The 14,545-nt window shown below is 61.5% G+C and carries 13 protein-coding genes; 1 reads left to right on the top strand and 12 read right to left on the bottom strand.

Features of this window, described 5'->3' with window-relative positions; genetic code table 11:
- Positions 1-189: 189 nt before the first annotated feature.
- The 8 genes from IPM54_34140 to IPM54_34105 form a co-directional block, all read right to left on the bottom strand.
- On the bottom strand, positions 190-903 hold the full coding sequence (locus IPM54_34140; protein ID MBK9264811.1) for a hypothetical protein: 714 nt from the start codon (positions 901-903) through the stop codon (positions 190-192).
- 68 nt (positions 904-971) lie between these two features.
- Positions 972-1,760: a Uma2 family endonuclease gene (locus IPM54_34135; protein MBK9264810.1), complete on the bottom strand. Its 789-nt coding sequence runs from the start codon at positions 1,758-1,760 to the stop codon at positions 972-974.
- A gap of 236 nt (positions 1,761-1,996) precedes the next feature.
- Positions 1,997-3,193 carry a hypothetical protein gene (locus tag IPM54_34130; protein ID MBK9264809.1) on the bottom strand — a complete coding sequence of 399 codons (1,197 nt, stop codon included), beginning with the start codon at positions 3,191-3,193 and terminating at the stop codon, positions 1,997-1,999.
- Positions 3,193-3,351, bottom strand: a complete 159-nt coding sequence (locus IPM54_34125; GenBank protein ID MBK9264808.1) for a hypothetical protein — start codon at positions 3,349-3,351, stop codon at positions 3,193-3,195. The genes IPM54_34130 and IPM54_34125 overlap by 1 nt, the downstream gene beginning before the upstream one ends.
- Positions 3,348-4,130: a hypothetical protein gene (locus tag IPM54_34120; protein ID MBK9264807.1), complete on the bottom strand. Its 783-nt coding sequence runs from the start codon at positions 4,128-4,130 to the stop codon at positions 3,348-3,350. The genes IPM54_34125 and IPM54_34120 overlap by 4 nt, the downstream gene beginning before the upstream one ends.
- 55 nt (positions 4,131-4,185) lie before the next feature.
- A complete protein-coding gene (locus IPM54_34115) occupies positions 4,186-5,550 on the bottom strand; it encodes a serine/threonine protein kinase (GenBank protein ID MBK9264806.1) in 1,365 nt (454 codons plus the stop codon).
- A gap of 103 nt (positions 5,551-5,653) precedes the next feature.
- Positions 5,654-6,418, bottom strand: a complete 765-nt coding sequence (locus IPM54_34110) for a hypothetical protein (GenBank protein MBK9264805.1) — start codon at positions 6,416-6,418, stop codon at positions 5,654-5,656.
- A gap of 27 nt (positions 6,419-6,445) precedes the next feature.
- A complete protein-coding gene (locus tag IPM54_34105) occupies positions 6,446-8,644 on the bottom strand; it encodes a putative metal-binding motif-containing protein (GenBank protein ID MBK9264804.1) in 2,199 nt (732 codons plus the stop codon).
- Positions 8,645-8,772: 128 nt separating this feature from the next.
- On the opposite strand from IPM54_34105, the gene IPM54_34100 reads away from it, so the two are divergent.
- A complete protein-coding gene (locus IPM54_34100) occupies positions 8,773-10,167 on the top strand; it encodes a sensor histidine kinase (GenBank protein MBK9264803.1) in 1,395 nt (464 codons plus the stop codon).
- Between the two features lie 15 nt (positions 10,168-10,182).
- On the opposite strand, the gene IPM54_34095 is transcribed toward IPM54_34100, so the two are convergent.
- The 4 genes from IPM54_34095 to IPM54_34080 form a co-directional block, all read right to left on the bottom strand.
- Positions 10,183-11,352 (bottom strand): site-2 protease family protein, encoded by a 1,170-nt coding sequence (locus tag IPM54_34095; protein MBK9264802.1) that lies wholly within the window; start codon positions 11,350-11,352, stop codon positions 10,183-10,185.
- A gap of 93 nt (positions 11,353-11,445) precedes the next feature.
- Complete coding sequence (locus tag IPM54_34090; GenBank protein MBK9264801.1) at positions 11,446-12,525, bottom strand: hypothetical protein; 1,080 nt, start codon at positions 12,523-12,525, stop codon at positions 11,446-11,448.
- On the bottom strand, positions 12,470-13,801 hold the full coding sequence (locus IPM54_34085; GenBank protein ID MBK9264800.1) for a tetratricopeptide repeat protein: 1,332 nt from the start codon (positions 13,799-13,801) through the stop codon (positions 12,470-12,472). The genes IPM54_34090 and IPM54_34085 overlap by 56 nt, the downstream gene beginning before the upstream one ends.
- Positions 13,798-14,538 (bottom strand): sigma-70 family RNA polymerase sigma factor, encoded by a 741-nt coding sequence (locus tag IPM54_34080; GenBank protein MBK9264799.1) that lies wholly within the window; start codon positions 14,536-14,538, stop codon positions 13,798-13,800. The genes IPM54_34085 and IPM54_34080 overlap by 4 nt, the downstream gene beginning before the upstream one ends.
- Between the last annotated feature and the right edge of the window lie 7 nt (positions 14,539-14,545).

Raw genomic sequence — 14,545 nt, 5'->3', positions numbered from 1 at the left:
GCGCTCCTTGCATTGCTCATGCGCGCCAACGGGCGTCCGGCGGTGGCCGCTGCATTGCACTTCCACGCGCCCGGTCGTCCGCTGGCACAACTTGGTTTGCTCATTCGCGCCAACGGACGTCAGGCGGAGCCGCCTAGCATACAGCGTCGTGCCAACGGACATCCGTTGGCACAACGCTCCCTCCACGCTTCACGCGCCGGATGCACCACCGCTGCCGTCGTCATCGTCGTCACCACGCCGACGCTTTGGGAGCACGTCCAAGAAGAAGCGCGACACGTACGTACGTTGCCGCGGGAACCGGCCATCGAGCGCCGCTTTCGTCTGCGCAAGCATGTGGGCGGCATCCACCACGAGCTTCACCGCTTCGCTCTCGAGCTTCGCAAGCTCCGCGTCGCCTTTGTCACGCGTTGCAAGAAGCTCCTCTTGCAATTCGACGCGAGTCAATAAATCTGCCTTCACCTTCGCCTTGTCATCGAAATCGGGGACATCATCGAGGCGCGCGACGGCATCCCGAACGAGCGCCGGTTCCTGCCGATGCGGCGCTTCCGTCAGATTGTCGACTCGATTGCCGAATGCATGGTCCGCTCCAAGCCCACTTTTGCCTTTCAGGCCGAGCTTCGTGCGCGTATTGCCGGCGCGTACGCCGCGATCGAGGACTTCGTCGCCAAGGCGCACGGCGCTTTGATTGAGGTCGCCAACGCCCAGCTCATGGTCCTGCATAGCGCGTATTTTGCCGAGCAATGCGGCGCGCGTTGGCTTCAGCTTTTCAGCTTCGGCGGCAAAAAAAGCGCGATCCTCGTCCGAGCGATCGATATCGACCTTGGCCGCAACTTCGAGCGTATTGCACGTTCGCGCAATGGCGCGGCACATGAGATGAATGGAAGATGTGGGTCCCGCCAGCATGATTCCTCCTTGTCCAAGGACGATAAATCAGGAAACCGTGGCGAGGCAAGCATTTATTGGTTACGGCGTCACGAGCGACCCTTGAAGAGCTCCTTGGCGCTCGTCACGACCAGAGCCTTGGCGATCCAAGCATCGACTTCCGACATGTCTTCTTCCGAGTCGATCTTGCGACGTTGCGCAGCCGTGAGTGCAATCCCTCGCGCGACGAGTATTTGGTGCAGCGAATCGAGCTTGCTTTCGAGCTTGCCTTCGAGCTTGCCTTCTTCGCGGACGGCTTCGAGGCTCGCGAAGCCTTTGCGTTGCAACAAATTGCGCAACGTGGCTTCATGGGCGGCCTCGCGATCGAAGAGCGCCTCGACGGGGACCGGATTCTGCAAGATCCCCGGGGCGGTGAGCACATCACCATAACGCGCAAGCCGCATGGGCATGTCGCGCGTATGGACCTCGACGCGTCGCGGTCCATGCAGACGCACGATCCAGACATGCTGCGTACCGCCCTCGAAGACCTCACGAATCTTCGCTTGCAAGTCCGCTTCGTCTTGACCGCGATCGGCATATTCCACGGCAAGCGGCGGAGCCTCGGTGGCCCATCCGGGAGCGTCCTCGAAGTCTCCCACGGAAACGGCCGGAGCTCGCAGATGTTTCGGATTGTCGGAAAAACCAACATCGACGCCAGCAGATTTGACCGCCGGATCCGTTTCGAGCACGCTGCCGCCCGTCAAGTTCGCGCGTCCGCCGCGCCGCCCCGTCGGCAAACAGTAGATGGGGTGCCCATTCGAGAGCTCGTAAGGGTCCCCGGCACGAATCTGGTCGGCGGTGAACGGTCCCGGGGCATAGCTGCGGTTCGCGGACGACATGGGCTGACTCTACCACGGCTCGACGGGGTGTGCAGAAGAAAAACTGCACCTGGGCAAACTTTCGGCATACGAGAATGCCGAACCATGAGCATCGGCAATGCTCTTCGCCTTGACGCGCCTGGAGAGCGCCATATCAGCGGCTCGCGAGAGCCCGAGCAACGCATGGCTCGAGCGCCCAATGCCGACCGACCTCGACGCGTACGCGCCCCATTAGGTGCAGCCTATGATTTTGGAAGCTACTGGCAAGCTCCCATTGTGCACATTTGGGAAACACATTGGCTGGACGTAGCACAAATTTCTCCGGGAGCGCCCAGACACTTCATCGTAAGGGTATCACACTTGCCGCTGATGCACTGGAAATCTTGTAAGCACGCGGCTCCAACGATCCGCAAGCACTTGCCATTGCCGTCGCATTTCGAGCCTGCGACTGCAACTTCGCAGGCCATCCCCGCGCCATACGAGGGATCATCCTGATAGTATGGAATATTCGCGCAGGCACCCATTGATCCGGAAAGGTTGCAGCTCTTGCACTCCGACGTGCATGCCTCGTTGCAGCAGACACCATCGACGCAGTTACCACTCTTGCAGGATGAATCATTGCCGCTGCAAGGTTCCCCAGTGCACAATTTTACGGGACATGCTCCGCCACCGCATTGGCCCCAATCAAGGCTGTTCAAGCAATCAGCGCATGCGCCTACAGCATTGCATACTCCCGTCGAGCAGACCGTTCCTACTTGAGCGGGCTGTTGCGAGGGGACCCCATCGGCACAATATCTATCGATACATTCGGTATCGGTGGGTTCATCTGCATCATCGGCAGCGCTCTCGACGTTTCCGTTATTGCACGCAGGTTTTTGACAATCGCCATCGATCTCCGCAGGCAAATCGTCGTCTTTGGGCATTGTCGAGTGCGTCATGTTCACGCACGTCGGCACTTTACAATCCCCGAGAACATCCGGAAGCGTATCATTCTCATCATTCACGAGCTGTGGCGCGCCACTGATGCAAACGGTCCTCTTGCAATCGTTCGGATCGGCCGTATCGACCGGCTTCATATCCTCCGCGTCCGTGCGTTTGCATTGCTTGTTTTCGTCGCACGTCCACGTCACGCATGCCGTGCTATAGGGGCACTCGGCATCCGACGCGCACCTGCAACTCAGCCCGCAAGCGAGCTCGCACATACCTTTTTGGCAGACGCCTGCATTCTCACCAAGCGCGCACGGAGTCCCATCTTCAACAACTTCGTGCAGAGTCCCGCTTCCTAAACATTTGCCAACCGTGCAGGGATTGCCATCATCCGTGATAACATTCGTGACGCCACTCGAAGGATCCGTGCAATACCCGACCTTGCCTTCCTCGATTCCAACGATGACTTCGCAGCCGCCCACCCACAGCGCAATGGCGACGGTTCCCAAGATTGCACGACGACGCATCACCACACCCCTCGAATTCCAATTCCACCCGGAGCTGCCTCGAACTGCCATCGAATGCCGCCCACCTTTTCCGAATCATCCTTCTTTTTGGAAGGCATGGACGCAATGAGCAAAGCCAATCCTCCACCAGCGAATGCAATGCCCACGGGGATCATCACCGTCGACGCTCGCGCAAATCCAAGCGATTCGCTGCGCAACGACACGCCGGTAGCGTTACACAGATTGTTCGCATCACACTTGCCTTCGGCATTGCTCGCATCGAACCTGGCAATGGCCAACGCCGGCGCGCTCCACGGGCCCCCCCCCCCGCCCCGGGCAAACCCCCGGGGCATCCCCGTCGTGGGGGGCGGTCAGGGAGGGGGGGGGCTTTTCCTCGGGCAGCTTTTCCGCTCGGCACTGCTTGTTCGAATGCGCGACCATTGGCGTCGATCGTGACGTCTTCCTTCCACGACCTCCAACCGGGTGCTTTCACTTCGATGGCGTGTTTACCTACGTCGACGGGTATCGGCGTTCCCCATATCGCTTGATCGATCGACAACTCGTCCCACGTCAACGTCACGCCCTCGAGGTTACGTAATGCCTCGGGTATCTTCAACGTCATCGTTGCGAGTTTTGCTTTTAACTTGGTTGCTTTCGATGCTGCTTCTTTGACGCGCGGGTCCTTTGCGGCGCGCGCCAATGCTTCCGCCTGCAAATATTGTCCCTGCGCGCTCGCGAGACGCCCGAGGCCCTCGTAACATTCCGCGAGCGCAAGCTTTGCTCCAACGCCTGTGGGCACCAATTTCGCGGCTTGCTCGAGCTTTGGACAAGCATCGGCGAACTTGTTCGCATCCATCAATTCACTGGCTTCATCGACCAAGGATTGCGCCGCAGCGATGGCTTGCGAATCGGCTTGCTGAGCATTCGACACCCTTGGCGGGAGCATCAAAGCGATCACGAACAACGCCGATTGCCAAACACACTTGCCCATTCACCCCTCACTGATGCATGCGCTAAAGTGCGCTTCGTTTTTTCTTCGTCGTTGTCGGTGGTGCTGAATCGCGACTGGGAGCCTGCGCCGTCGTGGTTGGCGCCGGTCGAGCTTTTTCTGGCGCTGCCGTCGATTCGACCAGCGCCGCATTCGGCGCGCCGCCCTCCAAAGAGCCGGCGTCTTGGACAATCCCATGGACGGGCGCCGTTGCGTCGCTATCGGGAATTGGAGCCACGACCACGGCAGAAGGCGCAACAAATGCTGTATCGACAGGCGCAGGCGCCGATGGCGCAGCGGGTGCAGCCGGCTCATTTCTCGATGCGAGCACTCCAAATACAGTGAGACCTGCGACTACGACGCCGGCGCCGGCGGCGACTGCCAAGACCACCGGATTCGCCTTCTTTTGGATGGTTTGTCTGTCCGTTTGGCCGAACGCCACGGATGTTGGTTCGCCGGGAGGCATTCGACTGGATGCGCTGGTCGACGCTTCTGGGGCCGTTCGCGCAATCACGGACGACTGCGACGATAGAGCGCCCGTCTCTCGCCCTTCGAGCACCGCCAGCAGTTCTTCGACCGTGTGAAATCGTTCTTCGCGGCGCTTGCGAAGACAGCGCGCAATCACGTATTCGGCACGTTCCGGTACGCTTGGCAATAGTTCGCGAATGGGTATTGGTTCTTCTTGTAAAACGCGCGACACGACCTCGAGCGCCGTGCCTCCTCGAAATGGCGATTTGCCCGTGAGAAGCTCGTACAGAATGACGCCGAGCGCCCAAATGTCCGTCCGAGTATCCACCGTTTTCGACTTCGATATCTGCTCGGGCGACATGTAGAGCGGGGATCCGAGCGTCATGTTCGTCCCCGTGAGGTCGACTTCTTCCGTGCCGATATGTTTCGAGATGCCAAAATCGAGCACCTTGACACAAGGACTCCCATTTCGCCTGCGAACCAAAAACAAGTTTGCCGGTTTGAGGTCCCTATGGACGATGCCCGCCGCATGTGCCTCGGCGATGGCATCACATACGTGGGCAAGGTAGGTCATGGCCACATCCGCGGGCAACGGGCCACCTTTCGACACGAGCGCTTTCAGGTCGCAGCCGTCGAGGTATTCCATGACCATGTAAGGCGCGCCGTTTTCCATGCGCCCGACGTCGTGCACGTGCGCGACGTGCTCGCTTTGCAGTCGCGCGGAAGCACGCGCTTCGCGCAAAAACCGCTCGAGCGATTCATGGTGCGTCAAAACGGAAGGCAAGAGAAACTTGATGGCGTAAGGCTGCCCGAGCTCGATATGACGCGCAGCGACGACGACGCCCATGCCGCCTTTGCCAAGCACTCGCTCGATACGATATTTCCCTAGAAGAACGTCTCCAGGACCAAGGGACACATCCATAAGAAACCACCGAGGAACGACCGATTTCGCAACATAGATGAATCAGTGCGGGAACGCCAACATATTTGCTTCGTCAACACGCCAAGCGCACCGATCACGAAGCTCACTTCGCCGACGCATTCCCCGTCACGCGTTGGTACGCGTTGTAAAGGTCGTCATTGATGACATAAGCCAGCCCATTTGCCTCGAGCTGCACGTCGGCATCGAGCGTGCGGGCGCGATAGGTCCAGCCCTGCGGCAGCTTCAATCGACTGCCGATGTTTTCGAGGTCCGCAATCGTCAATTTGGGGTCCGCAAGCTGCGCGTACGATTGCATCATGTACACGTCGCCATTCGGAGCCACGAGCTCGTACACCATATTTCCTGCGCGGTACGTATACACCGTGGTTCGATGCACTTCGTTCGGCGTATATAGCTTTTCGCCGACCGAGCCCTCCCAAATTTTGGTTTGCAGCGTTCCCCGCAAAACCATTTGAATGCCGCCAAAATCAGCCACCTTGCCGCTTGCCGTGGCCCCGCCTCCCACGAGCTTGTTGATGACCCAATACCGCGGCCCATTCAGTTTGACGACCTTCGCCCCGTATTGCTCGGCCATTTTCTCGGCGTCGAGTTTCTGCCAGGCCTCCGCGGGACAATCATTCAATCCGAGCGTGTTGTAGACTTCCACGTTCAGCGTCGTCCCGTCTTTGAACACGGGAATGACCTCGCAATACCGAACATTGCGCAAATCATCCGGAACGGGCATGGATTGCGTTGCCTTCGTGGCCGGAACGGCTTGCGGCCCACCACCACAATTCGGCAAGAGCGCCATTGTCGAAATGACCAAACCTCGCAACACCCAACCCTGCCAAACCAATTCTTTTTTCATATATCCTCTATCCTTGTCGTGACATCGTCACGGCGGATCGACGACACGCACGTCGAGGAACCACGGGCCGGCGTCCTGATTGAGGCCGTCGATTTGAATGAAGTATACGCCCGCATCCAGAGTCAAATCGAGAAAGCTCTTGTTTTGCCCATATCCCACGGCGCAGCCCTGAAAAACCTCCACGCCCGGACAATCGGGCCCTTTGCGCACGTCGAGCAGCGTCGTGTAGGCGGATGCAGCCATATCGAGGACGACGCGCTTTTTCGCGGGCAACGTGAGCCGCAAAAGCTGATCCCGCGCACCGAATGGAGGACCACCGGCCTGATCGCACCCAGCCTCGAACGTGGGCGTGGCATTCGCGGTATTGCCCTGGAAAAACCCTCCCGCGGCCGGAATGTCGAGCACATCCGCGCAGCCGTCTGCAAACGGTACGACAATCGCCGGCGACGTCTTTCGCACGAAGGCGGTGAGCTGCGTGGGCACGCCGAGCGTCGATTCCGCAACGACTCGGTATTCACCCGCCGGCACGTTGCGCTTGCGCGTGCGTACGGGCGACTGGCCCGCGAAACCGCACGTCAAAAGATCCATGGCGTCTTTGCACGTGGGTTGGTCGAGCGAAACTCCCGCACTGTCACCTTGAGATATGCGCTGGACGAGCAGCACGTCGGATGCGACGGGCAAATCGAGCCGATACGCGACGTCGACGGCGCTCGGAACGCAACCAACGTCGATGTCGTCCTGGCGGTTCTGAAAGTCGATGTCGATGGTCTTGTTGGGCTCGAGCAGAGGCGCGCCGACGCACGTTTCATCAGGCAGCGGCGACGTTGGTGCTTCTTTGACGACGGTCGTCGACACGACCGTGGGAGCGCTCGCGGACACGGCGACGTGATAGAGGCCCGCGGGCAATTCGTGACGAAAGACGTGCACGGACTCGGCGCTCTGACAGGTGATTTCGTTCTCGGGAAGTGCGCACGCAGCATCTCGCAGCGACACGACGGGCCAGCCGTCACCGTCGATCGAGTTGGCATAGACGTGCACGTTGGAAGGTGCGTCGAGGGTGAAGCTGTAGAGCAAGTCTCCGGTTAGAGCAGGACAAACCGTGCCCACGTCCTTGTCGACGCCGACGACATCGGCGAGCACGGGCGTGTCGAAAGGAATGTCCACAGCCGTGCCGCATGTTTCGTTCATGGGTTTTGGCTCGGGCGGCAAGAAGGCGACTTCGAGCACGACGGGGACGCCCATGTCCGTGAAGACGTAGAGCGGCAGCGCGACTTGTTGTGCGGGGTCGCCGAGGTTGCGCGCGCGGAACTTGGCAAATCGGCCGCCATCCGAAGCGAAGTACGATCCGCTGCAAGCGATTTCCGTGGAAGGATCGCCGCACTGACCAAGCAAGGCGATGGCGACGTCGCCGCTCGTCGTTTTGGCGGAGACTTGGACGTCGAGCGGAGGGCCGGGAGGCAATACGATGGCTGCAACGACGTCACGTGCACCGGCTGGATTGGCCACGTTGCACGTGGCGGCAAAGTCGAGCTTCGCGGCGGTCGTGTCGAGCTGATAGGCGCCTGGAGCTTGGATGACGAACGGATCAAGGCATCCGTCGTGCTGAGGCGCAGCGCAGTCACCTTCGTCGACGGCGCCATCGCAATCGTCGTCGGTTCCGTTTTGACAAACCTCGGCTACCTGCGGTCCAACACTGGGATCGTCGTCGTCACAGTCGCCGTTCGCGATGCAGTGGCCATCGGGCGTTCCATCGAGGTCGGCGTCGCGCAGGGCATGCGTGCACGCGGCCGTCGCTTCCACGCACGTATCGATGGTGCACACGTCGCCGTCGGAGCACGCGACAGGAACGCCGATGCGACATCCGAGCTTCGGATCGCACTGTTCGACGCCGTCGCAATAGAGGCCGTTCTGGCAGGTTGCATCGTCGGGACTGTGGCGGCAGCGCTCGATCGTGGTGTCGCATGTGTCCACGGTGCACGGGATGGTGTCGTCGCATTGCGAGTCGTCGTTGCAGGGGCCACCGAGGGTGTCGTCGATGGGTCCGCCGTCCTCGGACAAACCCCCTTCGGGCATACCGCCGTCGGAGCCGGATGCATCGGGTCCGGCATCGGTGACGAATGGGCTTGGTGCGGTCGATGGGCCGCAAGCGGCGACGGTGAGCGGGACGAGAGCACGCAGGAGCCGTGCCAATCCAGCCCGCACAGGCGTGATTTGCGATGGTTTCATGGGCGAATCGAGCTGGATTGCGACCAGAAAAGCGGGGCGAACGATCGAGAGCGTAGCAGGGGCGAATGGCTTCTGGCATCATGCGGGCGCGCAATGCCGAAAGCGACAGCGCAGAGGACGGAGTTCGGGTGACCAGCGATCGATTGACGCGCAACGAGCTTACGTGGCTCCTTGCCCAGGAAGCCCGCACGGCGGCAAAGAAGCTTCGCGATGGGGTCATCATCCAATCGGGACCACCCGAGTCGGTGCGTGCTCCAAACGAAGAAAATCATTCCGCCGTCGTAGAAACGACGCTCAACAAGCTCGACGAAGCGGTCGACTTGCTTGCGTCGCTTCACGGGAATTCGACGTCGCCACGCGGCCGCCGAGGCAAAGTCGACGTCACCGCGCTGCTTTGGGAATTGGCTCCCGAGGCGCGCGTGCAAATCGAGATGGGCGCAGGCACGACGGTGTTCGGCGACGAGAGCGAGCTTCGTCGGATGCTGCTGCTCCTCATCAGCCAGACCGGCGATCCCGCGAAGGGTCAAGGCAGCGCCGAGCTCAGCGTTCGCCGCGAAAAAGACGAAGTACGCGTGAGCGCGCATCTAGGACCGGATCAGTCGGCAACGTTCGAGACTGAACGGTCATGGCTGTCGCGCATGGCCATCAAGTACGGTGGTCACCTCGAGCTCGACGGGTCGATGCAAACGCTCGTGCTGCCTGCAGATGTCGATCGGCAGCGCCAAGAGCTCGAGAACTTGAAGCGCGAGCTCGCAGCGGCGCAGCAGCAGGGTGAAGAGTACGCACGTGAGCTCGCAGCGATGTTCGCGAGCTCGTCGAAGATGCCTGCGAGCCCATCGATCGAGCCCGTGAGCAGCGACGCGGTCGTGGCGCTCGTGGCTGGAACGCGGGTGCTCGGCTTGGAGCTGCGGGGCATCTTTTCGGCCATTACGCGCGACCTCTTGCCGCTTCGCGACCGCAAGGACGAAGTGGGCGAAGTCGTGTCGAGCGCGATGCGTCACGTGACGGCTGCATCGGAAACGATGTCCGATCTGGCGCGGCTTGGTGCGTGTCCCATCGGCGAGCTGCCTCGTCATGCGGACATCGCCGACGCGCTCCGTGAAGTCGTTCGCGACGACATGGGGCGAGCGGCACGGCACGACGTGAAGGTCAACGTCGTCGCGCCAGCCAACGCTTATGAAGTCGTGCCGATCGGTGCGCTTTCGGTGCTGATGCACGCGCTGCTCGGTCATGCCGTGAATGCTTCGCCGCCAGGCTCCGAAGTCGTCGTGACGCTCGCCGAAAACGAAGAAGGTTGGACCCTGACGTTCGACGACGCGGGTCAACACGTGCCCGTTGCGGCTCGCGACGGCGTGCTCAGCCGCAACTTCGAGGCGATTGCAACGGGGCGGCCGACGGGGATTACGCTCATCGCCGCCATTGCAGTCGCCGCCCACGTGCGCGTGCAGATCGAGATCGACGATGCTCCCAGTGGTGGCGCGCGCATGCGCCTGCTCATCCCCAAAATGTCATCGTCGACCTGAGTGGGTTTGTCCTTCTCAACGCTGCGGACGCGATCCTGGTGGTGTCCGCTGATCGCGCGACATCGCTCCTAAAAATGTCATCGCTCGCTGAATGTCCGCTTGGGTCACGAGCCCGACGATGTGCTCGCTGTCGTCGAGTACGAGCACTGCATCGACATCTCCACTCATGAGCGTGTCGAGCATCGCTGCCGCGTCGTCTCTCGTGTGAACGCGAGGCAGCTCCTTGCGCATGGCAGCTCCCACCGGCACCGTGGGTGCCTTCACCAGCTCGGGTTTCGCCAGATCACTCGCGATGACCACACCGAGCACGTGATCCTCCTGCTCGTCACGCCCGGAAAAACCGTTGTGACGTCCATCGATCACGAGCGCGCCTTCCTGGTTTTCCCGATAGAGACGCCTGGCCACGTCGCCCGCTGGTTCGTCTGCACGCGCAGCCCCTAGGCGATCGGTCATCACGTCGAGCACCATCGTTCCTTCGAGCACGTGTCGCAGCTCGTTACGCGCCTGCTCGCCCATCGCGCCCATGTACACGAACGCGGCAATGAGCACGAGCAGCACGTTGAACGACAAGAGGCCGTAAAACGCAAAAAGTACGGCCATGAACTTTCCCACCGTCACCGCAACGCGCGTTGCGCGATGCGGACCGAGACGTGGCGTGAGCAGACCTCGTAGAACGCGGCCGCCGTCCATGGGAAACGCTGGTAGCAGGTTGAACGCCGCCAGAACGACGTTGATCATCGCGAGCACGAGCCACGCGACGCGCACTTCCATCGGAAACGGCAGCAAGTACATCGCGCCGCAAAACAAGCCAAGCCCGAGACTCGATAGCGGACCGACAAACGCCATCCACGCCTCTCGCTCGGGCTTCACGTCACGCTCCATCCGCGAAACACCACCAAGCATCATGAGGGTGATGGATCGAACGGGCGTACCGCCACGCAAGGCCACGATCGAGTGCGCCAATTCGTGCAGCAAGATCGACACGAACAGACCCACGGCCAGAATCGCTCCCCAGGCGAGCGTCGGCAGCCATAGGTCGTCGAGCGGCAAACCCACCACCTTCCCGACATACCGAAACTGGCTCGAAGCCACGTACGCCACGAATGGGAGGAACAAGAGGAGCGAGACGTGCAACTTCACGGGGATCCCGCGAACGCGAAAAATCGTCCAGCCGCTGTCGAACATGGTGGTCCCTCCGGTGGCAGTTGTGCCCGTGCTGGCGATGCGTCCCGGCAACACGCGTGCCCGGACCAACGTCCAGGAGAAACTCGCGCGACGTCAGTGTGGGGTTGTCGGTACGAACCCGGGGAGCAGGTGCTCGAGCTGTAGCGTCACGCCAAACCCGAGCCAAAAACCGGTGAGCTCGCCGCGTTGACCACTCGCATGTTCGAACGGCACGGGTCGAAGGATGACCCCAGGGCTAGCGTGAAACCCGACCCAGCCGATGCGAAACGCGCGCACGTCGATGCCGAGCGTCGCGCCCGCACGACCGGACCAAGTGTCGCGCATGCCGGAAATGCCATCGGTCGCGCGCACGTCACCGAGACGCAGGAACGCGAACGCTGCATCTGCGCCGAAGGAAAGCCGCGCGGACTTTCCCAGCCACACGCGGTAATCCGCAGCGAGCCCGACTTCGAGCCACCGTGTCGAATCTGCTGACGTCGTCCCCGTGAGCCACCGAGCAAACAGATGCTCGCTTGCTCCCATTGCTCGCATTCCCAGGGAAACACTTGGACCCCAAAGGAATCCCGAGCTCGACGGCAGCGCTGCAATGCTCGGCCCCACCGACCAAACGACCGCAGGTGCACGGCGCTTGGCCAGTTCGATCTCCTGCGCCGTGGGTGGACGCGGCTTGGGCTCCTTGCGAGGGCGCAGGGGTCGAGCTTGCGCACGAACGAGCTCATTGGCAGCGATGGCCACGAGACGCGCAGACACGTCGGCACTCAGCCCTTCGATGGCGATGAAGCGTCGCGTGACCGCGCGTTCGGCAAAACGAACCTCGATGAGCACTTGCGGAGGACTGAGCACGTCGAGCCACACGTGCGCAACGGAGTCACCAAGCGGACCACCTGCACCGGGAGCGAGCGTTCCGACGTCGTCGAGCTCGAGCTCGAACAAGCGTCTGACTCGTACTTCACCGAGCGCATCGGCAGCGGCACGAGACATCGACAGGCGCACTTCGATGCGGCGAGAAGCGGCGTGCGTCGTAGGTTTTGGCGCCGTCGTGGCCGGCTCGTCGGCAGCCGCAGGAGCGGCCAGAACGACGAGGGCAAGCGTGATGCAGAAGCAGGCGAGGCGGAGGCTAAGGCGCTGCAGGTGCCGGGGATGATGCTGCTGCGGGTGGCGTCGATGCAGCATCGTCAACACCGGCATCGAGCACGGCTTCGGGCTCTTCCCGAGGAAGCTCCTCGCCGGACAGCGCGCGCTCGACGTCTTCCTTGCATCGACCATCGGGGTACTTGTTCACATACTCCTGGGCCATGCGCTTTGCCTCATCCTTCCGACCAGCTCGATGTTCTGCGCGGATCTGCTTGCAGAGGGCGTCTTCTGCCAGGACACCTTTGAGGCTTCGTGCGCGTTCGAAATACTTTTGCGCTTGATCCGGTTGACCCAACTTTTCGTACATGCCACCGAGCGTATAAGCGGCAATTTCCGCGTATGGGTCGCTTGGGAAGCGTTCGACGAGCTGCGTGAGCGCGTTGAGCGCGGCCGCGGGGTCGCCTCCTTTGGCACGGGCGATGTCGCTGATGGCTGCAAGCTCGGCTGCGCTCCTTGCCGTCATGATGGCGCCGTCGATTCCACCCGGCTGCCCACGAAGCATTTCCAGCGCCTGAGCGAGCTCGCCGGCGTTGTATTTGGTGCGCCAATCGGGCGGCGCGATGGTCGCCATCGGCGTTTCGATCCGATGCGGAAGCGACGTGATGTCGCGCGGCGGCGGAAGCGTCGCGCGCGGCGGGCGACGTAAATCATCGTCGTCGTTGTCTCGTTCGACCCGAGATACAGGGGCGAGCAGCATGCGCATCGGCACGGATTCGATGCGTTCTCCCGTCGACAATTCGCGCGAGCCTGATGGCCAATACAATTGCGCCGAACCGCTTGCCACGCGCACGTCGATGTCCGTCGTGTTTCTCCGGACAAACACTTCGCTGCCGGGCTTTGCGAGGACGCGTGCATCTTCGACGATGAGCTCGATTTCGGAGGATCGTCCGGCGCTCGTGGTGAACGTGGATGCTTCGCCGCGGAGCAAACGAAGCGTGAGTGTTTCATGCCCGTCGCGATCGACTTCGACCGTGGCGCCAGGCGACAGCGTGATCGTTCCGCCACCGGGCAGGTCGTAACTCGCGCTTTGCCTGCCTGCAGCGAGCACGTTTGGCGTGCTGCTTTCGATGGACGTGGCGTGAATGGGAGCTTCGCTGCGTTCGGGGTGCAGGATCCAACCAACGCACACGCCGCCTGTGAAAACGCCCATCGCTGCGGCTGCGAGAGCGAGCATGGTGGTGGCGCTTCGAGGTTTGTCCGGGGCGCGTGCGGACAAATCGTGCTCGAGCCGATCCCAGACGCGATCGATGCGAGCCGAATCGGCGTGATCACGCAGATCACTCGGGCGAATCGAGGGCACGGTTCGGCGCGTCATGAAGACACCTCGCTTTTCACCGTGGCCTCCTTGGTGGTTGGATCGACAAAGTGTTCATCTAAAAACTGCTGTGCGCGAGAAATGCGACGCTTGACGGTCGCCAGCGAGCAGCGAGTCAAGTTTGCGACCGCCTCGAGCTCGTGGCCTTCGATGTACCGAAGTGTCCACGCGATGCGATCATCCGCCGAGAGCGTACGCAAGAGGGCGTAAATCTGGGCGAGTTGGGCGCGTACGTGCGGAGAAGCTTCGGGGCTGGCGAGTGCGTCGAGATCAACTGGCTCGCTCGACCGCCCCAAACCGAGCACGTTCATGAGCCGAGCGCGGCGCATGCGCGAACGAACCGCATGAACGACGATGGACCCGAGCCAGCCTCGAAACGCCGCCTTGTCGGTGAGGTCACGAAGTCGCTCGAATGCTCGCAAGAACGCGTCGTGCACGATGTCCTCGACATCACGCGGTGAACCTTCGATGCGTGTTGCAAGATGGATCGCAAATGCTGCGTGTCGCCGGTAAAGCACTTCGAGCGCCTGTGTGTTGCCTTCCGCACCAAGTGTCACGAGCTGTGCGTCGGGCAGGTCACCGAGAGCGCCGCGATTGCCCTTCGGCACACGTAATGACGCGGGCGGCTCGACTCGCTCCGGCGACGAAGCAGTCGCCGGGACAGCCACATCGCTTTCGGGAACACGCGCTGGAGACTCGATGAGCCGTAAGCGTCCTCTCTGAATTTTGGGCGCCATGCGTGTG

This window comes from Polyangiaceae bacterium (assembly GCA_016715885.1).
Classification (GTDB): Bacteria; Myxococcota_A; Polyangia; order Polyangiales; family Polyangiaceae; genus Polyangium.
Note: the sequence above shows the minus strand (reverse complement) of the source record. Positions and strands in the feature narration are given on the sequence as shown.